At 52.6% G+C, this 19542-nt stretch carries 20 protein-coding genes and 2 pseudogenes; 10 read left to right on the top strand and 12 right to left on the bottom strand.

The features are described 5' to 3' along the window. Positions 1 to 80 precede the first annotated feature (80 nt). A complete protein-coding gene (gene tpx, locus RTU33_RS08710) occupies positions 81 to 587 on the top strand; it encodes a thiol peroxidase (RefSeq protein WP_312626686.1) in 507 nt (168 codons plus the stop codon). A gap of 52 nt (positions 588 to 639) precedes the next feature. Here tpx and tyrR read toward each other — a convergent pair whose 3' ends face one another. From tyrR to pspA, 7 genes are all read right to left on the bottom strand, one after another. Continuing rightward, a complete protein-coding gene (tyrR, locus tag RTU33_RS08705) occupies positions 640 to 2181 on the bottom strand; it encodes a transcriptional regulator TyrR (protein WP_312626685.1) in 1542 nt (513 codons plus the stop codon). A 238-nt stretch (positions 2182 to 2419) separates the two neighbouring features. Beyond that, the gene (locus RTU33_RS08700; RefSeq protein WP_312626684.1) at positions 2420 to 3469 is read right to left on the bottom strand and encodes a YcjF family protein; all 1050 of its coding nucleotides are present in this window, start codon (positions 3467 to 3469) and stop codon (positions 2420 to 2422) included. Further along, positions 3466 to 4863, bottom strand: coding sequence for a YcjX family protein (locus RTU33_RS08695; RefSeq protein ID WP_312626778.1), 1398 nt, complete (start codon positions 4861 to 4863; stop codon positions 3466 to 3468). The genes RTU33_RS08700 and RTU33_RS08695 overlap by 4 nt, the downstream gene beginning before the upstream one ends. 123 nt (positions 4864 to 4986) lie before the next feature. Then, positions 4987 to 5205, bottom strand: a complete 219-nt coding sequence (gene pspD, locus RTU33_RS08690; protein WP_097161054.1) for a phage shock protein PspD — start codon at positions 5203 to 5205, stop codon at positions 4987 to 4989. Between the two features lie 15 nt (positions 5206 to 5220). Then, positions 5221 to 5577, bottom strand: a complete 357-nt coding sequence (gene pspC / locus RTU33_RS08685) for an envelope stress response membrane protein PspC (protein ID WP_409438237.1) — start codon at positions 5575 to 5577, stop codon at positions 5221 to 5223. Next, the gene (gene pspB / locus RTU33_RS08680; RefSeq protein ID WP_312626683.1) at positions 5577 to 5798 is read right to left on the bottom strand and encodes an envelope stress response membrane protein PspB; all 222 of its coding nucleotides are present in this window, start codon (positions 5796 to 5798) and stop codon (positions 5577 to 5579) included. Before pspB ends, pspC begins: the two co-directional genes overlap by 1 nt. Before the next feature lie 54 nt (positions 5799 to 5852). Continuing rightward, positions 5853 to 6521 carry a phage shock protein PspA gene (pspA, locus tag RTU33_RS08675; RefSeq protein ID WP_097161057.1) on the bottom strand — a complete coding sequence of 223 codons (669 nt, stop codon included), beginning with the start codon at positions 6519 to 6521 and terminating at the stop codon, positions 5853 to 5855. Positions 6522 to 6679: 158 nt separating this feature from the next. On the opposite strand from pspA, the gene pspF reads away from it, so the two are divergent. The 7 genes and pseudogenes from pspF to RTU33_RS08640 all read left to right on the top strand — a co-directional run bounded on the left by pspF (position 6680) and on the right by RTU33_RS08640 (position 12960). Next, a complete protein-coding gene (gene pspF / locus RTU33_RS08670; protein ID WP_312626682.1) occupies positions 6680 to 7681 on the top strand; it encodes a phage shock protein operon transcriptional activator in 1002 nt (333 codons plus the stop codon). Between the two features lie 219 nt (positions 7682 to 7900). Further along, a complete protein-coding gene (locus RTU33_RS08665; RefSeq protein ID WP_312626680.1) occupies positions 7901 to 9013 on the top strand; it encodes a hypothetical protein in 1113 nt (370 codons plus the stop codon). Between the two features lie 507 nt (positions 9014 to 9520). Further along, a complete protein-coding gene (locus RTU33_RS08660; RefSeq protein WP_312626678.1) occupies positions 9521 to 9955 on the top strand; it encodes a hypothetical protein in 435 nt (144 codons plus the stop codon). A gap of 59 nt (positions 9956 to 10014) precedes the next feature. Beyond that, positions 10015 to 10179: pseudogene (locus RTU33_RS08655) on the top strand (DUF1493 family protein); the annotation flags it as partial. Positions 10180 to 11055: 876 nt separating this feature from the next. Continuing rightward, complete coding sequence (locus RTU33_RS08650) at positions 11056 to 11751, top strand: hypothetical protein (protein ID WP_312626677.1); 696 nt, start codon at positions 11056 to 11058, stop codon at positions 11749 to 11751. Positions 11752 to 11967: 216 nt separating this feature from the next. Next, positions 11968 to 12447, top strand: coding sequence for a type VI secretion system tube protein TssD (locus RTU33_RS08645; protein WP_312626675.1), 480 nt, complete (start codon positions 11968 to 11970; stop codon positions 12445 to 12447). Between the two features lie 225 nt (positions 12448 to 12672). Next, positions 12673 to 12960: pseudogene (locus RTU33_RS08640) on the top strand (DUF1493 family protein). Between the two features lie 110 nt (positions 12961 to 13070). Here the strand turns inward: RTU33_RS08640 and RTU33_RS08635 are convergent. The 5 genes from RTU33_RS08635 to RTU33_RS08615 all read right to left on the bottom strand — a co-directional run bounded on the left by RTU33_RS08635 (position 13071) and on the right by RTU33_RS08615 (position 16702). Then, a complete protein-coding gene (locus RTU33_RS08635) occupies positions 13071 to 13574 on the bottom strand; it encodes a DUF1543 domain-containing protein (protein ID WP_312626673.1) in 504 nt (167 codons plus the stop codon). A 129-nt stretch (positions 13575 to 13703) separates the two neighbouring features. Then, positions 13704 to 14372 (bottom strand): epoxyqueuosine reductase QueH, encoded by a 669-nt coding sequence (locus RTU33_RS08630; RefSeq protein WP_312626672.1) that lies wholly within the window; start codon positions 14370 to 14372, stop codon positions 13704 to 13706. A gap of 227 nt (positions 14373 to 14599) precedes the next feature. Further along, the gene (locus tag RTU33_RS08625) at positions 14600 to 15397 is read right to left on the bottom strand and encodes an MBL fold metallo-hydrolase (RefSeq protein WP_312626775.1); all 798 of its coding nucleotides are present in this window, start codon (positions 15395 to 15397) and stop codon (positions 14600 to 14602) included. A gap of 199 nt (positions 15398 to 15596) precedes the next feature. Beyond that, complete coding sequence (locus RTU33_RS08620) at positions 15597 to 16376, bottom strand: SDR family oxidoreductase (protein ID WP_312626774.1); 780 nt, start codon at positions 16374 to 16376, stop codon at positions 15597 to 15599. Further along, positions 16376 to 16702, bottom strand: a complete 327-nt coding sequence (locus tag RTU33_RS08615) for a nuclear transport factor 2 family protein (RefSeq protein WP_312626671.1) — start codon at positions 16700 to 16702, stop codon at positions 16376 to 16378. The genes RTU33_RS08620 and RTU33_RS08615 overlap by 1 nt, the downstream gene beginning before the upstream one ends. 90 nt (positions 16703 to 16792) lie before the next feature. On the opposite strand from RTU33_RS08615, the gene RTU33_RS08610 reads away from it, so the two are divergent. Both RTU33_RS08610 and RTU33_RS08605 read left to right on the top strand, forming a co-directional pair. Beyond that, positions 16793 to 17125 carry a winged helix-turn-helix transcriptional regulator gene (locus RTU33_RS08610; RefSeq protein ID WP_312626670.1) on the top strand — a complete coding sequence of 111 codons (333 nt, stop codon included), beginning with the start codon at positions 16793 to 16795 and terminating at the stop codon, positions 17123 to 17125. Between the two features lie 521 nt (positions 17126 to 17646). Further along, entirely contained in the window at positions 17647 to 19530 is a 1884-nt protein-coding gene (locus RTU33_RS08605; RefSeq protein WP_312626669.1) for a protease modulator HflK, read from the top strand. The last annotated feature ends 12 nt before the right edge of the window (positions 19531 to 19542 follow it).

Below are 19542 nucleotides of genomic sequence, written 5' to 3'. Positions count from 1 at the left end.
CACCAAAAGCATTTGCTGTCGTTATGATTGTTGGCATACACTAGCCGCGACGTTAACTATATGTAAACAGGAAGATAATCATGTCACAAACTGTGCATTTCCAGGGCAACCCCGTCTCCGTTCAGGGCACCATTCCTCAGGCGGGCGCCAAAGCACCAGCATTCACACTGGTTGCCAAGGATCTCTCCGACGTCGCACTGAGCCAGTTCGCCGGCAAACGTAAGGTGCTTAACATTTTCCCGAGCATTGATACCGGCGTATGTGCGGCATCCGTGCGTAAATTCAACCAGCTGGCGACCGAACTGGACAACACCGTGGTGCTGTGCATTTCTGCCGACCTGCCGTTCGCGCAGTCCCGCTTCTGCGGCGCAGAAGGTCTGAGCAACGTGATTACCCTCTCCACCCTGCGTGCGCCAGACTTCCTGCAGCAGTATGGTGTTGGCATTGCTGAAGGCGCGCTGAAAGGCCTGTCCGCTCGCGCCGTCATCGTTCTCGATGCAAACGACAACGTCGTACTGAGCGAGCTGGTGAACGAAATCACCAACGAGCCGGACTACGCTGCCGCGCTGGAAGCTCTGAAAGCCTGATCCCTTCACGGATAAAAAAGGCCGCCTTCATTTTTTGCAGGCGGCCTTTTTATTACTCTTCGTTTTTCTTCTGACTTAAGCCGTATTCACGTAACTTATTGGCAATCGCCGTATGCGACACGCCGAGGCGTTTGGCGAGCTTGCGCGTGCTCGGGAAGCTCCGGTACAGCTGGGTCAGCACCGAACGCTCGAAGCGGCTGGTGATTTCATCCAGCGATCCTTCCATCGCATCTTCGCCAACCGCTACGGTTGTAGTGTCGTAATCCGGCAGCAGGATGTCCTGTGGGCGCAGCTCGTAGCCTTCCAGCTGCGTCAATGCACGGTAGACCGCGTTTTTCAGCTGACGGACGTTCCCCGGCCAGCCGTAGCGCGTCAGCACGGTGTTCAGGTCAGCGGCCAGTTTCGGGCGCGCAATCCCCTGCTCATCGGCGAATCTCGCCACGAACAGCTCGGTCAGCGGCATGATGTCCTGCGGACGATCGCGCAGCGGCGGCAGGTTCAGCGTCAGTACGTTCAAACGATAATAAAGATCTTCGCGGAACAGTCCTTTCTGCACCAGTTCAACCAGGTTCTTCTGGGTAGCGCAGATGACGCGCACGTCGACATGAACTTCATGATCCTCGCCGACGCGGCGGAAGGTGCCGTCGTTCAGGAAGCGCAGCAGCTTAACCTGCATCCGCGGCGACATTTCACCGATTTCGTCCAGCAGCACCGAGCCGCCGTTCGCCTGCTCGAAGAAGCCTTTTTTGCCCTCCGGCGCATGGCCAAACAGCTCGCTTTCTACAGCATCTTCCGGGATAGAAGCACAGTTCAGGGCCAGATACGGCTTCTGCGCGCGTGGGCTTGCCAGGTGGCAGGCGTTCGCCAGCAGATCTTTCCCGGTGCCGGTATCCCCGACAATCAGCAGCGGCGCGGTCAGCAAAGCCAGCTTGCGCGCCTGCTCCACTACGTGGCGCATTTTCGGGCTGACGGCGATGATCTGGCTGAATGCGCTGACGTCCTGGCTGGTCATGGTTTGCAGCTGGCGGCCCATACGTAACGTGGAGCGCAGCATCACTACCGCCCCCATCAGCACGCGGGTGGCATTTTCCCCTTCCAGGGTGACCGGGGTAATTTCCAGCAGGAAGTTTTGCCCGTTGATGACAACATGCTCGGCGTGGGACTCCACCGGCGAGCCCTCCAGCCAGCGCTGAAAGTTGAAACCGTTAATCAGTTGGGCGACGTGATGAGCACGCAATTTGTCCTGCGATTGCCCGAACAGCTGGCTGCTGGCGGGGTTAGCCAGCTCGACTTTGCCTTTGGTGTCCAGAGAAAGTACCGGTTCCGGCATGGCCTCAAGCAGCGCACTCAGCGCCAGATGCTCGCGCTCGGACGGCATCCACGGCACAGTTCGCACGTCCGTCACGCCCGCAATACGGCGGATCTCCGCCATCAGCGTGCTGAAGGCATTAAACTCCAGCTCGGCAAAATTCAGGTAGATTCGGCCAATGGGGTCGATATCGATCCCGCGCAGATCAATACCGCGCAGCACCAGCAGATCGAGCAATTCACGGGTCAGACCAAGGCGGTCCTCACAAAAAACTTCAAGACGCATGGGAAGTATCACCCTCAGAGCCAATAACGCATGGATGATAAGACAGTTCTCCGCCTGCGGGAAGATGGCTGTCAACAATTATTGACAGTATGGCGGAAAATCAGGCGCTTTGCCGTAAAGCTCACGATAAAGTGCACAAAGCGCAAAACCTCAGCGCTGAAACATCGCTTCCAGCGTCCCGCTAATCGCAGTGCCCGTCGCGAAGATCGCACGGCCTCACGACCGTGCAGGGAAAAGATCAGGCAGGACGCTTGTTGATGGTCTCTTTCAGCTGCCCGATAAGCTCGCGGCGGAAATCACCGAGCTTCGGTTTGTCGTCGTCTATCCACGGCAGCGGACGGCACACTTCCATCGCCTTGATGCCAAGACGAGCGGTCAGCAGACCGGCACCAATCCCCTGAGCTGCGCGAGCAGAAAGACGCGCCGCCAGATCCTGAGACATCCAGTCCATACCCACTTCGCGCACCAGTTCACTGGCTCCGGCAAAAGCGATATTGAGCAGTACCAGGCGGAACAGGCGCAGGCGGCTGTAATAGCCGAGCTCGATACCGTAGAGCGTAGCGATACGGTTGATCAGACGCAGGTTGCGCCAGGCGATAAACGCCATATCCACCAGCGCCAGTGGGCTGACGGCAATCATCAGCGTCGACTCTGCCGCAGAACGGCTGATTTCGCGCCGTGCCTGCGCATCCAGTACCGGCTGAACCAGGTGCGCGTAGAGCGTCACCACTTCACGATCGTTTTGCGTTTCGTGGATCGCGGCGTACCAGCGCTGAAGCGCCGGGTGCGACTGATCGAGCCCCGCCTGGCTGGCAAGCTGCTCGCAGAACGCGCGACCTTTGCCCGTGCCGTGACTGTGCAGGAGATCCCGCGCTTCATCACGCTCCTGCGCGCGCTGGCGTAATCGCCACAGACGACGCCATTCGGTAGCGACGGAACCGACGCCTGCCCCGACGATCAGCGCCCCGGCAGCGCAGCCGCCCAGCGCCACCCAGTCCTGAGTTTGCCAGGCGTTCATCGTCCACTGCACACCCTGAGCGATAACGCTGACGCCGAAAATCGCCAGCCCGGCGCTGACCATGCGCCGCCACAGGCTGCGCTTAGGACGCAGGGCAGCTTCAACCACGGCCTCCGCCTGGCCCTCATCTTCCAGCGGATCGTCCACCAGCGCCGGGGCGAAGGTTTCGGCCTGGTTCTGTTCAAACAGCTGCGCACCGCGAAGCTGCTCTGTTTTGTCCGCTTCCAGCGGCCCGGCAAAATCAATGCGCGGTTTTATCGGTTCGCTCATCGCAATTTGTCTCCAATCAAAAACTCCAGCGCGGCATCCAGCCGGATATGCGGCAGCGGTTTGTCGACGTCCATCGCCTGCGGACGGAACGCTTCAAACTGAAAACCCTGCTGTTCCCAGAACGCCTGGCCCGGCAGGCGCGCCGGAACCTCACCCGGATAGACCGTCAGCGGCTCGCCGTCGCTCAGACGATGGCCGCGCAGCGCCGGGATTTTCTCGCCGTTGACGTCAATCAGCCCGCTCTGCGTCGCCTGCACCGAGGCCAGCCCAAGGCAGTCCATGCTGATGCCTTCAAACGCCGCATTCTGCCACGCATCCTGAATCAGCTGTTGCAGCAGCGACACCATGTTGGCGTGCTGATCGACGGTGACGTGGTCGGCTTTGGTGGCAGCAAACAGCAGCTTGTCGATCACCGGGGAAAACAGGCGGCGAAATAGCGTGCGCTGCCCGTAATGGAAGCTTTGCATCAGCTGCGTCAGCGCCAGGCGCATATCGTTGAACGCCTGCGGGCCGCTGTTCAGCGGCTGGAGGCAGTCGACCAGCACTATCTGGCGGTCAAAGCGCAGGAAGTGATTTTTATAGAAATCTTTAACGATATGTTCGCAGTAATAGTCAAAACGCGCACGGAGCATCCCGGCGTTGGTGTGCTTATCGGCCTGCGCCAGCTTTGCCTCGCCTGCGGCATCCACATCCGGCCACGGGAAGAACTGTAGCGCAGGCGCACCAGCCATTTCTCCCGGCAGCACAAAGCGGCCCGGCTGAATGAAATGCAGACCTTCTTTTTTGCAGGTGTGGAGATAGTCGGTCCAGGCCTGGCTGATTTCCGCCAGCCGGTTTTCATCGGCCGGGGCCAGCGGATCGAGCCCTTGGCACAGCTCACGCCAGCGCACAGACCATTCGGCACGCTGGCCCGTCAGCAGGCCAGTCATCTGCCGCGACCAGCTCAGGTAATCCTGCGCCAGCATCGGCAGGTCCAGCAGCCACTCGCCGGGATAGTCGACGATTTCCAGATACAGCGTGGACGTGTCTTTGAAGTGTCGTAAAAGTGAGTCATTGGAGCGAAAACGCAGCGCCAGGCGAATTTCACTCACTCCGCGCGTGGGCGTCGGCCACGTCGGCGGCGTGCCATATAACTGTGCCAGGCCCTCGTCATAGGTAAAACGCGGAATACCGTAATCGCGCTGCGGCACGCGCTTCACGCCGAGCAAACGCTCTTCCCGCACCGCACTTAACAAAGGTAAACGTGCGCCCGCGTGTAAATTCAAAAGCTGATTGACCATCGCCGTGATAAACGCCGTTTTACCGCTGCGGCTAAGCCCCGTGACCGCCAGGCGCAGATGTCGGTCCACGCCGCGGTTCATCAGGGCATTGAGTTCGTTTTTGAGTCGGTTTATCGCCATTCCATTGCGTCCAGAAGTGGGAATATCAGTCAAGGATATTACATGAGGGCAAAGCAGGAAGATGCAATGTAAAAAATTCTTAAGATTCTGGCACTTCCGTGGCTGTGCCTCTCATTGCTACTTGAGGTTTCGGGATAAGCGGCTGGCAAGACGCGCCAGCACGGGTTCGAGCGCCACCGCCAGCAGCATCTTCAGCGGCCTGCGGGCAACGGATTTGATAGCCCAACCGGCAACGCCCGCCGGGCCGTAACGCAGCGCGGTCAGCAGCACGAGCTTGCCCGCAATTTTCAGCCCGGGTTTGACCTTCTGCCCGGTGCGTTGCCATTTTGAATTCATGCTTTTCTCTCTCAGTTACAGCTGGCGGAACCGGCTGCGCAGGGAAAACGTGTCAGAGGTGACGTAGCGTTCCATTTCGCGCAAACGCTTTTCACCCGCCGCCAGTTCGGCATCAACCGCATCAAGCAGCTCGCCGCTGGACGGCATTTTTTCGCCGTACATTTCGCTCTCCGGTATCGGGTCAAGGGCGAACGTCAGGATGATATAGGCCACCACCACGAAGAAAAACAGCCCAAAAATCATCGCCAGCACGGTGATAAGACGCACCAGCTTCACCGGCACGTCGAGCCAGTGGGCGATCCCGGCACACACGCCCTTCACCATGCCCTGCTGCGGAATACGCCACAGCTTTTTGCTGAAATCTAATGCCATTATTTTTCTCTCCAGTTCGGGTGTTCCGCGTCGAGAATGTCTTCCAGCGCCTGAAGGCGTTCACGCATCCGTTTCGCTTCGTCAGTCAGCTGTGCCAGCCGCTGCTTTTCACCCGACGTTAAATCTGCGCTGCTGCGGTTGCTGTAGTGCAGCCAGAGCCAAACCGGCAGAACAAAAAGCACAAACAGCGTCAGCGGAATGGCAAGAAAAAGCGCGCTCATAAGGTCTCCTTACTGATGATGAGCGGCGACACCCGCGGTGCCGCCTGGACGATATTATTGATTATCCTGCTTCATTTTGGCGCGCAGTTCAGCGATTTGCGCGCTGATATCGTCATCCGCCTTCAGGTCGGCAAACTGCTGATCCAGCGATTTCTGTTTGCCAAAGCCGTGACTTTCCGCTTCGGCTTCCATCTGGTCAATGCGACGCTCGAAGGATTCAAAGCGCGCCATTGCTTCGTCCAGCTTGCCGCTGTCGAGCTGACGGCGCACGTCGCGGGATGAGTTGGCCGCCTGGTGACGCAGCGTCAGCGCCTGCTGGCGAGCGCGGGTTTCGCTCAGCTTGTTCTCCAGCTCGCCAATCTCTTTTTTCATGCGCGCCAGGGTGTCGTCTACCAGCGTCACTTCCTGCTCCAGCGTGACGATAAGGTCAGTCAGCTTTTGCTTTTCAATCAGCGCAGCACGCGCCAGATCTTCTTTTTCCTTACGCAGCGCCAGTTCGGCTTTCTCCTGCCATTCGGCCTGCTGCGCGGTCGCCTGCTCGATGCGGCGGGTCAGCTGTTTCTTTTCCGCCAGCGCGCGGGCTGAAGTGGAACGCACTTCGACTAAGGTGTCTTCCATCTCCTGAATCATCAGGCGGACCAGCTTCTGTGGATCTTCAGCCTTTTCCAGCAGCGAGTTAATGTTGGCGTTCACGATATCGGCAAAGCGAGAAAAAATACCCATATTCACATCCTCATACAGTCAGTTTTGTCATCGGGCAAAGCCCTGCTGCAAGGGATAATACAAACGGCGTGCCAACTTTTTATCTTATTGATTTTGCGAGGAGTGATTGAAATTCACCCATTCCACCGCTACAGTAAAGTGGTCAATTACACTAACGAGTGGCGAATTTCATCATGGCAGAATATAAGGACAACCTGCTCGGCGAAGCGAACAGTTTCCTCGAGGTGCTGGAACAGGTTTCACGGCTCGCGCCGCTGGATAAGCCCGTGCTGGTCATTGGTGAACGGGGTACCGGGAAAGAGCTGATTGCCAACCGCCTGCACTTTCTTTCCTCGCGCTGGCAGGGGCCGTTTATCTCGCTCAACTGCGCGGCGCTGAATGAAAACCTGCTCGATTCAGAACTTTTCGGCCATGAAGCGGGAGCCTTTACCGGCGCCCAAAAACGCCATCCGGGGAGATTCGAACGCGCCGACGGCGGCACCCTCTTCCTCGATGAACTCGCCACCGCCCCGATGCTGGTCCAGGAAAAACTGCTGCGTGTAATTGAGTACGGCGAGCTGGAGCGCGTCGGCGGCAGCCAGCCGTTGCAGGTAAACGTGCGGCTGGTCTGTGCTACGAATGCCGACCTGCCGAAGATGGTGGAAGAAGGCACCTTCCGCGCCGACCTTCTCGATCGCCTGGCCTTCGACGTCGTACAGCTCCCGCCGCTGCGAGAACGTCAGAGCGACATCCTGCTGATGGCGGAACACTTCGCGATTCAGATGTGTCGCGAACTGGGATTACCGCTCTTCCCGGGCTTTACCGAACACGCACGGGACACGCTGCAAAACTACCGCTGGCCGGGCAATATCCGCGAACTGAAAAACGTGGTCGAACGCTCGGTCTATCGCCACGCCAGCATTGAAGAGCCGCTGGATAATATTATTCTGGATCCGTTCCAGCGGCCGGTTCCGGCTTCTGATTCGGTGGATGTTGAGGAAAAAAACCAGGAAAGCGCCCTCTCGCTGCCGCTCGATTTGCGCGAATTTCAACAGCAGCAGGAAAAGGGTTTGCTGCAACAGGCGCTACAGCAAGCGAAGTTTAATCAGAAAAAAGCGGCTGAGCTGCTGGGGCTGACTTATCACCAGTTACGGGCTTTGTTGAAGAAGCATAAGATGTAGAAGCTGTACCAGAATAGTGGAGGACAACTTTTGACCACTAACGGACGCTGCAAACATCATGATTGGGGAGGCGATTACCGTGCTCTTACAGTATTTTGCAACGCTCTCGTTAGACCACAGTACCAAGTTGACTATATTTTTGCATTGTTACAGAGTAACCAAAAGGAAAGCGGCTTTCTCTCCAACCAATTTTTTTGCTGTATTCAGCTAAGGGGAAACATGAAAGATAATTGGCCAATTTGCGGAAGGACAGTATTTTTGTTTGGCGGTCCTGTTGCTTCAATTGAACCACAAAGCGATATAGTTTTACTCTGGCCAAACACTAAAGACGGAAAAGAGGTACAAATCAAACTGGACAAATATGAAAAACTTTTCTATGCACTTAATAAATACAATTTAAAAATAATTGGTGTTGAATTTACGACTAATTACAGTGAGTTTTCAGGTGAGTCACCAAGACAGTTTCGTGGCTATATTGAGCAAGAGAGACATTGGTCTAATTGGGATGCTACACAAAAATGGAGTGGCATAGCCTTATCATCTTTTAGAAATAAAAATGGGTTAAGCTATGATTTATCCAACAGAATCAGCTTTCAGCTAACTAGTATTAACAACCGTCTAAAAAACTTAGCATTGTCATATCAAAATCAGTTAAACGCTTTAGCTTTAAAAGACAATTTTAAAAATGGCCAGCGTTTCCAGGATGGATTTACGGACTTAGTATACCAAGAATTTCATTCTTTTTTGTTTGATGCTGGAATACTACGAGATAACTTATGCGAGTATGTGTATCATTTTTCAAATGATGGTGCGTGTAAGCAGGATGGTAAAGAGATAACAACAGCAGGTGGTTTATTAAAAGTCCTGAAAAAAATGGTTGTATGTACTGAGTTGGAGTCCTATTTAAAAAATGAAATGGGTCCAGGTGGATGGTTGTTCGAGTTAGGGAACTATAGGGACTTAGTTATGCACTCTGCACCGATAAATATAGCAAGCCATCGTTTATATGCAATTCACGAATCTATTGCTTTGCCTGGCAATAAAGAACTCCTTTCTGTTCGTTTCCCTTTACCTGCAAATCCAGAGAAACTTTATGGTGAACGATGCAAGAAAAGTGATTTTGATAAATACATAGAGCATTTTAAAGAATTATCTCGATTTTCCATTGAAGAACGTGGGGCATATGATTGTTTAGAGTATGCACATAAAGTCTTTGGACTGCTGACCAATTTATCTTTAGAAATAGTAAAGCATTCGCCATTCAAACCTATGAAACATAGATTCATTCGCACTAAGGAAGGCATTATATCCGCGTCTGAATATGAAGAATAGAACCGTGCAGCATTTCCTTAACCTTCAGATGCGGTAGTCAGTTGAAAGACAGAATTTTCTATTATTAACTTTCAGCCATATAATAGCAATCTTTCGCTCATTGAAGTTGAAAAAAATTATTAGCTGAGATTGACAATGCAAATAAGACAGCATAAACCATTCATCTATTTTATGTAAATAAGCTAAGGTGTTTACATTCCATAATGAGACCCTCCTTCCAGTAATAGCCCTTGTTAGCATTGGATTATCGCCTTATTCTTTTCCCGCACCTGCAAATTCAGGTGCCGGGTTTGACCTCCTGAAATTCTCTTGTTGGCGACACAGCGGCGCGTCCGCGCCTTTTGTGTCGCGCGCACGGCTACGCTACAATGGCGGGCCGGGCGGGGGCATCGAAAGGTGCGCCGATTGCCAACAAGGTCGGTAAGGTCAACCCCGCTCGGTTCCGCCACCCGCGAGATTGACCTCTCCGCTGGCGGTATTTATATACCACTTGTTGGAGTACGCTATATGACAACCCCCACTACCGATCAAGACGTCCTGAACCAGTCCTTCACCGCCGCGGCGAACTTTATCGAACTCGCCAACCACTGCGACCGTTTCGCTGAAAACCTGATCGACTGCGACGACACAGCCGAAAAGCTGGCGCTGTTGGGCCGGATCGGAGCCTGTCTGGCGCTGCTGCGCCCGACGCTTAACGATCCCATTCCGGATCATCTGATTGATTGCCTTACGACCAAAACGCTCCCTGCCCCTCAGTCTCATTTCGAGCCGGACTCTGAGGCACTCTGCGATTACTGCCAGACTTTAGCTCAGGTGCTGTGCCAGCAATCGTTTTTGCCTGAAACGGAAAAGACGTTGAGAGGGCTTCTGTGTGAACTGGTCTGGATGTTTGCAGCAGATCTGAAAGCCCCACGTTGGGTTTCAGTTAAGCTCCCGCAGTAAAACAATATGCCCGGTGGCGCAAGCTTACCGGGCCTACGCCCCTGCTGAATTGATCAAACCGCTTTGAAGTCAGTCTTGAGAGCGTAAACTGGCCCTTATACTTTCCATGGGAAAATACACCGCTTTTGCGACGGTGGTTCAACCTCAAGCGTAAAGAGGTTGAGTCAAAACGATTGCCGCTGATCGTACGCATGTTTGCTGAATCGGCTAAATCCGGGCTGTAGAGGGTATGACTGAACTAGCGTTACTGCTTTTCTTCATCATAAACAGGTTTGCATCATGCCTGATGGAGAAAGCTTACCAAGCATGCGGCACTGCGAAAGTTGGTTAAAGACAAATATTTAAATATCGTAGCAAAAAAGCTCCATAAGGAGCTTTGTTTATTTGGATATGCACAATCAAGCTGCGCGCCAGTGATCCGGGTTACCTTTGCTGGTATTCCTTACCCGCGCAACAAGAGGTTTAAACCCCTTTGCTTTCGCAGCGCTGATTGCACTTTCCTGTGTAGCATGATTCTTTCCATCAATACTCTGTCCGCCTGCATACTCAACAGTGTAATGCGTGATAGCAGTCCCTTCCGGGCGCCCAGTCGGTTGTGGTTCTACATAAACATTTGACATCAAGATTTCCTTTCAAAAAGTAAATGAACAATTATTAATTTTCCCAGCGTAGATTTTTTCTACGCCTGTTTCTTAAATAGGCTTCTAAAATTAAATATTCAACATCAATTTATACATTTGTCATAATTATTCGTTTGCGATCACATATTTCTTAATACAAACATCAGGGGGAAATTCACAACCCACTGATCAATAGGTCATTTTCAAAAAGACAACCAAGAATCATTGATTTTAGTGTTGGTTTACTGAATTACATATTCCCCTTACTAATAAAAACTGGAGAGCCATTGACATCAAAAATAGAAAGAAAAGCTTTCAATTGCTTTGGCGTTGCTATTTATAAAGCAAGGAAATAAATACTCCACCACATATACACAGGGTGAATACACACCTCCAACCTCACTCTTTTTTTAGTTAAAAGCCTGACAAAATCATGCTACCTTTCATATTCGCACCAACATTTACCGGAGGGAACTGGATATGTATTACAGTGATTTAATCATAAGCGAAACGCAGGCAGACAAAATATTGGCTTTGCAACTTGATAAGTCTCTAGCAGGGATGAAGGATGAAATGTTAGACGCAGCGGCTAGGATACAAGATGGCGCGACACGGGCAATTTATTACACCTCTTGCTTTACTCAGAATTATCAAAATGTGTGCGCAAAGCTGAAAAGTGAAGATAGTCGTTTTCTCTCCGGGATAGTTCAGTTGGTACGTAATCGAAGGATCATTTATGACTTAATTGGCATTTACTTTGACGAAGTATTCAAGAACAAAACGCAGCAGCAAGTTCTGGCCATCGGCATGGCACTCGAAAAAGTTGGCGTTAACGTCTCAGCCAGCACATTGACTGCAAAGTCGTTTGTTGCGGGGCTGACCACAACCGTATGTTTGAGCGCCGGATTTAGCCCTCTAATTGTTGCAAAAGTCCGTAAGCTATCAGGTGGAGCCGTATTTCTTGCAGGAGCTTATGGTTATGTACAGCAGGCATCGGAAAGCGCTGACAGATTGAAGCTCCTTAGCCCCATGTATTACCATGCCCTTTACATGCAGCAGCTTGAAATGATGTATTTTTTAGTTGAGCCGGTATTTACTAAGGCGGGAGCATTTGCACCTCACTACTATATGTCAGATCATGACGTGGTTAACATTATACAAAGAATGGTCCGTTAATTATGTTAAAACTATTAAAGAAATGGATTAGGTATGAAGCATCGTTCTTTTTATGGTCATGCCTGCCCGTTGTTTTGACCGTGCTATTCGGTATGTTTGCGGTGACCTGGTTCCCATCCTTCGCTATTCAGTCAATAGGAATCTTTATAGTTTTCGTGTTTGTTCTTATGTGGTTTTTTCCACGAAAACCCAAATAAGAAAAAAAAGGAAATTTATATGTCAACTCCAGCGCACTTATGGTTAACAGACGAAAATGGCTCACCCATTGTTGGCGGGTGTTTAATGCCTACCCGACTCGGTTCCATTGAAATTCAAACGTTAACGCACAATGTTTGTATCCCCGTCGATCCCAATTACGGAAAACTTACCGGGACGAGGGTCCATTCCCCAATCGTTATGCAGAAAGAGTTTGATCAGACTACTCCCCTGCTTTTCAGGGCGTTATGTGAGGGGCGAACGCTTAAGACTGCTACCATCAAGATGTACCGGATTACTGATGCAGGAGTCGAGGCTGAGTATTTTAATATTACATTGGAGAATGTGAAGATTTGCAGCATTACGCCTGCCCTGCTACCGAGCGGAGTTTCCAGTACGCACCTGGAAAACATTGAGCTACGCTACGAGAATATAACATGGAAATATACAGACGGTAACGTTTCGTACAAAGACGGCTGGAATGTTCGCTGGACTGCATAACAAAAAGGGCGCAACCTCTGCGCCTGACATCTCAGCGCAACAGAGGTATTTTTATTAAAATATTCAATGCCAATATAATTTAACAATCCATTCATTCAAGAGATATAATCATTCCTATTATGGTGATGATTTTTGCGTAATCAATATTAAATTTAAATGTATGCAGCAGACCGCCTTCTAATGACAGAAATAATCGAAGATGTTTTAGTGTTATTCCACGAATAAATCCCCGTCTATTTAGACAGCGACTGGAAGGAGATTCCATCAGAGCTTGATTCTGATTTATTTGAGCATCCACGTGCTGATTTGTAAGATACTTTAGACAAATACCAAAAGCAGTTTGGCGTATGTCTTGAACAGGTAAACAGGACATCTTACTTCCCGTGGGAAAATACACCGCTTTTGCAACGATGGTTCAAACTCAAACGTGAAGAAGTCGAAGCAACCCGCTTGCCGCTGAACGTACGAATGTTTGCTGAATCAGCAGAAGCCGGGAAGTGGCTCTATGGCTGAACAGACGCGCCCTCAAATCATAGGGGCAAACTATTTACAGTGGAGCTCAGCGCCAGCACTGCCCGGTGGCACAAGCTTACCGGGCAGACAAATTCCTTCAATCTGGTAATTTACTCACCAATCGGCTGGTAGCCCTGCCACTCAGGTTTGTCGCGCGTTCCGGTGGCGCAGGGCGTTAAATGCACATAAAGTTCACCCACTTTATCGAGCAACAGACAATCATCCACCTCTTTGAGGTTGTCTTTATGCTGCTGATCGACGCCGCACAGGAGCGTATCCAGCGCTTTCTTTTTTGCCTCCTGCGCAGTCGCCGCAACGAACAAATCGAACTCGTGCAGTTCAGCTAGCGTGTCCGGACGATATCCCCCGGCGTTAACAAAGAAGAGCCTGAGGCTGGAAGAGGATGGTTCGGCAGAGAGCGTGACGCTATAGCCATCCGCCCAGGTAATCTGGCTGTAGCCATCAATGTGAATTTTATCTTTATCGCCAAACCACGCGGCCCTTAGCGCAGGCCATGCCTCGCGTGGAGAGTTAGCGGCGACAAACTGAATGTCATGAACTTCTATATTGGACTTGCCGGCATTGCCGCCGACGTAAAACATATACAGCCTCATCGGAACGCTCTCCTTAACTAACCGATATGCATTTAATTATATAGCGATTGTTACTGCAACCCTTGACGAGAATAACAGAGGGATAAGTTCAGGAAGGTTGTCAAGCCGCAGCGGGCGTGACAGGCAAAATCAGGCCTGCTCGTCGTCTTTACCGTAGTAAAGCTTACCGAGCTGAATGAGAGGACGGCCCTGAGATTTACGGTGCAGATTGCTGTCACGCAGTGAGTAAACACAGCCGCAGTATTCCTGCTGGTAGAACTGTTCGCGTTTGCTGATTTCAATCATGCGCGACGAACCGCCCTGCTTGCGCCAGTTATAGTCCCAGTACACCATGCCCGGATAATGCGCAACGGCCCGCTGTCCGCAGTCGTTGATTTGCTGCATATTCTTCCAGCGTGAAATACCCAGCGAGCTGCTGATCACGCTGAAACCATTTTCAGCGGCGTACAGCGCCGTCCGCTCAAAGCGCATGTCAAAACACATGGTGCAGCGGATACCGCGCTCGGGCTCCCACTCCATGCCTTTGGCTCGCTCAAACCAGTTGTCGGTATCGTAATCCGCATCGATAAACGGCACGCCATGCTGTTCAGCAAAGCGAATATTCTCATCCTTACGAATCAGATACTCTTTCTGCGGATGAATATTCGGGTTGTAGAAGAAGATGGTGTAATCGATGCCCGAGGCCTGGATCGCCTCCATCACCTCACCGGAACAGGGAGCACAGCACGAATGCAGCAACAGTTTGTCTGCCCCCTTCGGGAGTTCCAGCTTAGGACGTTTGAAATCAGCGGTAGTCATAAGAGATTCTTTGGGGTGGTGTAACATGTGGAGGATTGTAGCATCAGAGCCGCATTGGTGGGATTTTTCGCAGCGTTCAGGTACAGACCTTCATACGTTGCCGAAGTTAAACTGCCGATGACGCTCGCCGTGCGCGATGAGCATCTGCACGACAGTTGGCAGATGGTGGATTCACTGGAGAGCAATGCGCTGGTGCTTTATGAGCTGACGCCGTTGAATGCGTAACTTCAGCGCCGCTCGATACACTCGATGTATTTTCGCGCGGATTGCTGCACGATATCTGCGGCGTTGTCCGGAATATCTTTGCCTTCAAAAGCACCGTACAGCGCGCTGTACCGGACGTCTTTTAACCGTTGTGCGATATCAGCAACGGTGGTGGCAGAAAGCGGCAGCATATTGGGGTAGCTCCACATAAAGGAGACGCTGCCCGCACCGGGTGCCACCTGAATAATATCCCCGGTCAGCAGCACGCCCTGATTTTCTTTGTGAAGCAGAACGCTGCCACCGGCAAAATGACCGCCGAGGCGCAAAAGCTCCACGCGGCTGTTAATGGGCAGCGACTCCCCATCCCATAAATGGATATGCGGACTGTCGCGCTGAATCCATTTGCGATCGGCGGCGTGCAGATAAACCGGAGCGTTAAACTCTGCCGCCCAGTCCTGCATGGTGCTGTAATAATGCGGATGCGAAATCGCAATGGCTTTTAGCCCGCCGAGCGCGGTGATAATCGCCTTTGTGGCATCATCCAGATTGGGAATACAGTCCCAGAGAATGTTGCCCTCTTCGCTTTGCACGACGATCGCGCGCTGACCAATCGCAAAACCAGGTACGCTTTCCACGCTGAGAAGCCCGGGCGCAAGCTGTCGCCACTTATTCGCGTGCCTCGCGTGAAGGGCAGAAGGTTCAATCCACGCCTGCCCGCTCACCGGAACGTATTGCCGCTCGTCCTCGCAAATCGGGCAGTTTTCCGGATGCCCCGCCGCAACGTCGTAAGAGGTTCCACACGCTTTACATAACGTTATCATCATCTTCCTCGCCTCAGCCCGAATGCTTTTAAGTGATAACCGAGCATGGCACAGGGAGACGAGGGGATGTGTTGGAAAATGCTTAACGTCCGGATTTTATGCCAGCCTGCTGCCGTTCAGGAGCAGACATCATGCATCACCAATAGTCAGCCAGAAGCAAGCTTAACCGGTTCAGATAATGTGCCGATCGAGCCCACCGTTACACGGTTGGAATGGTGCCGCCATCTATCACAAATTCAGTACCGGTAATGGCGGCCGCATGAGACGACGCGAGGAAAACAATGAGATTCGCCACTTCAATGGGCTTTGACGGACGGCCCAACGGAATACCACCGAGCGCATTCATGATGATCTGCTTCCCGCCTTCATAATCCGTGCCCGCTTGCTCTGCCAGCCGCTCAGCCAGCGCCACCGACGCTTCAGTTTCGATCCAACCTGGCGCAACACGAACCACCCGAATGCCTTTCGGCGAGACCTCTTTTGACAAGCTTTTGCTGTAAGCAGACAGCGCCGCCTTGGCCGCTGCGTAGCCGGTAGTCGACTCCGGTAACGGCAGTTCACGCTGGATAGAGGTGACGTGGACGATCGCTCCGTGGCCCTGCGCTAACATCCCCGGCAGCAGCGCGCGATCCAGACGTACCGCTGGTAACAGATTAAGGTTAAGCTCCTGCTGCCACTCCGTCTCGCCCAGCGCCGCAAAACCACCGGCCGGTGAGCCAGATCCGCCCGCCACGTGAATGATAATGTCGACGCCGCCAAGATGCGCCTGCACGGCTTCCGCAACGGCGGCACATCCGGTGATAGTGGTCAGGTCCGCCGCCACGAAGGCGTCAGCGACCGCTTCCTCCGGCGCGTGGCGGGCGGTCGTTAACACCTTCGCGCCCCGCTGTTTGAACAGCCCGACAACCGCTTTACCGACGCCTTTGGTTCCTGCGGTAACCAGCACGCGCTTGCCCTGAAAATCGGTATCTGATGACATCATGCAATCTCCAGCGTGTTAATTCTGTCGCCAGTCAAGCCAAACACGTACCTGAGTACGACAGGGCTACCGGGAAAATTCCCGACAAGGTTGGCGGTGACCGTAAACCGGCTACCGTCGGCGTGGACATCAATCGGTTCGACGCTATAGTCAAACGATGACTGCACTGAACGCAGCCATGCTTCAATAGCCGCATGTCCCTGATGCGTTTTACCTTCATCGATCACAATCGCATCGGCAGTAAACCAGCGTCTGATGCCGGTAAGATCGCCCCTCTTATCAATGGCAAACCAGGCAGAAACAGCATTCGGTAGAACTAATGACATGGCCTTTACCTCCCTTGATTTACAGTACCCGCATTTTCGACATAGACTGTGAAATTGACAAGTACGCACAAAAAAGTGAGTGGCTGAACAATGAGTAAGTTATACAGTCCGGAATCCGCCGCAAGCGGCGTGGAGCAGGTCATTCGTTTGCTGGAAGGCCGCTGGAAATTAATCCTCCTTTTTCATCTCTTCGATGGAAAAGTACAGCGCTATTCAGATTTCGAAAAACTGATCCCGACGATTTCGCAGAAAATGCTCGCACAGCAGCTGCGGCAGCTCGAGGCCGACGGGATCGTGTCACGGCAGGTTTATCCCCAGGTGCCACCTAAGGTGGAATATCGCCTCACGGAATGGGGACAGGCCCTGTGCCCGGCTCTGGATGCGATGCTGAAATGGGCGGAAAAACGCGAAATCCAGCCATAGCGGGATCTTGTCGCGTGAATAAAACATAACCAGGCGGATCCGCACAGTTCGTCGTACTTCACCCCATATCAATGAAGAACAGAAGCGTTTCTGGCTGAGAATCGCTTTTGTTCTGGTCAGAACGCCTTCCCTTTTCTGCCCGCCACGATCGTTTGCCTGCGTATTACAACGTCGATGCCATCCTGATACAGATCGCGCCCGGAAACACGCCTTCCGGACAGGTGCGAACACACTGTGTTACCAAACTTTTCCGGGATAAGAAAAGGGTTGAAGAAATCAGGCCAAAACCCTAAGTTACGTTATACCATAACGCCCCACACCCGTTGGCTCCCCTGCACGCTCACCCAAAGTGACAAAAAACACAATGGCAGGCTCGTGTACCCGGGGATAAGCAAAAACCATTCGTAGAATGTGCAGGATCCTTTCAGGCATCCGTTAAGCCGCGTGCGTTGTGGATAGTCCCTTTTTATCCCTGAGCGAAATGACGCGTTTCGTTTTTATATTGTTAATCAGGAGCTTTCATGGAGCCTTCTCCTCAGAATACCGTTCCGCCCCAGGACAGCCGTTTGCGCTCGCGATTATTATGGTGTCGGGCCATCGTTGGGATGGTATTAGGCGCCTTCGCTATTCTGTTTTTCATGCTCGAATTATTTGATGAGCAAAGCGGCTGGATGGTTCTTATCCGGCCTCTGCTGGCCTCAGGATTGTTAACGTTCGCGGTGGCAGAAAATGCGCTGCGGGCGTCTTCATTCCCGCCCCCCTGGGAGCCAGAGCACGGCGAAGAGGCAGCAGAAAATAAAAGAAAGAAAAAACCGGACTGGCTTATCAGGCTGGATACGCTTCTCGCGCAATGGGAACCCCATATTATTCACCTGGGGATAACCGCTATCTGCGCCCTTATTGCCCTCTCGCTTGTCAGCAAAAATTTCACCACCGACAATGTTTTTACGCCGCTGGACAGCGGTATGATCCCGGCCGGCGCAGTACTTCTGGTGGGCTGCTTCGCCCTGCTGGTCTGTGAACGAACCCTCAGCTTCCGGCGTATAAAAACCTGGCCGCAGCAGGCCGCGATTATTGGTTTGATTCGCACCATGCTCAGCATTGGCTTGCTGATAGCCGCCGCTTTTGCGGTCTCCGCGTTTTCACTTGCGATCGCGCTCTGGATAGTCCAGGTCGCAAGCATAATCGTGTTTCTGCTTGCCCTTGAGTTTCTTCTCCGGACGCTGGCTGCCGCCTGCACGTTACCCGCCCCTGACGAAAAACCGCCCTTTCTGACCCAAAGCCTGATTGCTGAACAGTATCGCTGGCCGCTACATCCTTTACTGGCGCTGCGGAAAAAGATCGTTCAGCATTTTGGCGTGGACATTGGAAGGATTCAGGCATTCAGGCTAATAGGACAGCTATTTTTACCGGTTTTTCTGGGCATTGCCCTGACGGGCTGGCTGGTCAGCGGACTGCAAGAAGTCTCTCCTGCTCAGCGCGGGGTTTACGAACGCTTTGGGCGTCCTGTTGCCGTGCTGCCACCAGGTTTACATATCGGCCTTCCCTGGCCTTTTGGGCGGGTCATCCCCGTTGATTTTGGCACCGTGCATGAGCTTCAGCTGAGCGAAAAAGCCCCCGAAGCAAGCGCAAATGCCCTCATCCCCGATACCATTGAGGGCCCGGCACCGCAGGAAAGCTGGCGTCTGTGGGATAATACCCATATCACCGACCAGGCACAGGTTATCGCCAGCGCCCTTGGCGATAAACAGAGCTTCCAGATAGTCAATATGGATATTCGCCTCATCTGGCGCGTGGGGTTGCGGGACAAAGACGCCATGAACAGCCTCTACCAGACCGATGATTTGCCCACCACTATCCAGCGCATTGCCCGTCAGGTTCTGACGCAATATTTCGCGCATCAGCAGCTGGATGCCCTGTTGAATGAGCAACGCGCGTCGATGTCTGCGGCGATGAATACCGCCATCCAGCAACGTCTGGACCAACTCCATTCCGGCGTTGAACTGCTCTATACCCGTGTTGAATCTATCCACCCTCCGGCCGGTGCGGCAAATGCCTATCACGGCGTACAGGCCGCCCAAATTGCCGCCAGCACTCAGATGACGAAAGAGAGAGGCTACGCCGCATCGCAGGGGCAAGAAGCGCAGCGTAACGCAACCACGGCTATCAATGCAGCCGAGGCGTCGGCAGGTGAACGTATGGCGCAGGCCAATGTCGCCCTGACGCGCTACAGCGCAGAGCATAATGCCTGGAAAATGAATCCGGAGGCTTACCTTAATGAACGCCGCTATCAGACATACAGCAAAGCGCTGTCCAGAACGCCGCTCTTCATTCTCGATAGCCAGGTGGCTGAAGGCCATGAGCCCGTGCTCGATTTACGTCAATTTTCCCAGCCCGCACGATAGTGCTGCATAAAT

It is taken from the genome of Scandinavium sp. (assembly GCF_032012665.1).
In the GTDB taxonomy this organism is placed as follows: domain Bacteria; phylum Pseudomonadota; class Gammaproteobacteria; order Enterobacterales; family Enterobacteriaceae; genus Scandinavium.
This window is presented reverse-complemented; position numbering and strand designations above follow the sequence as displayed.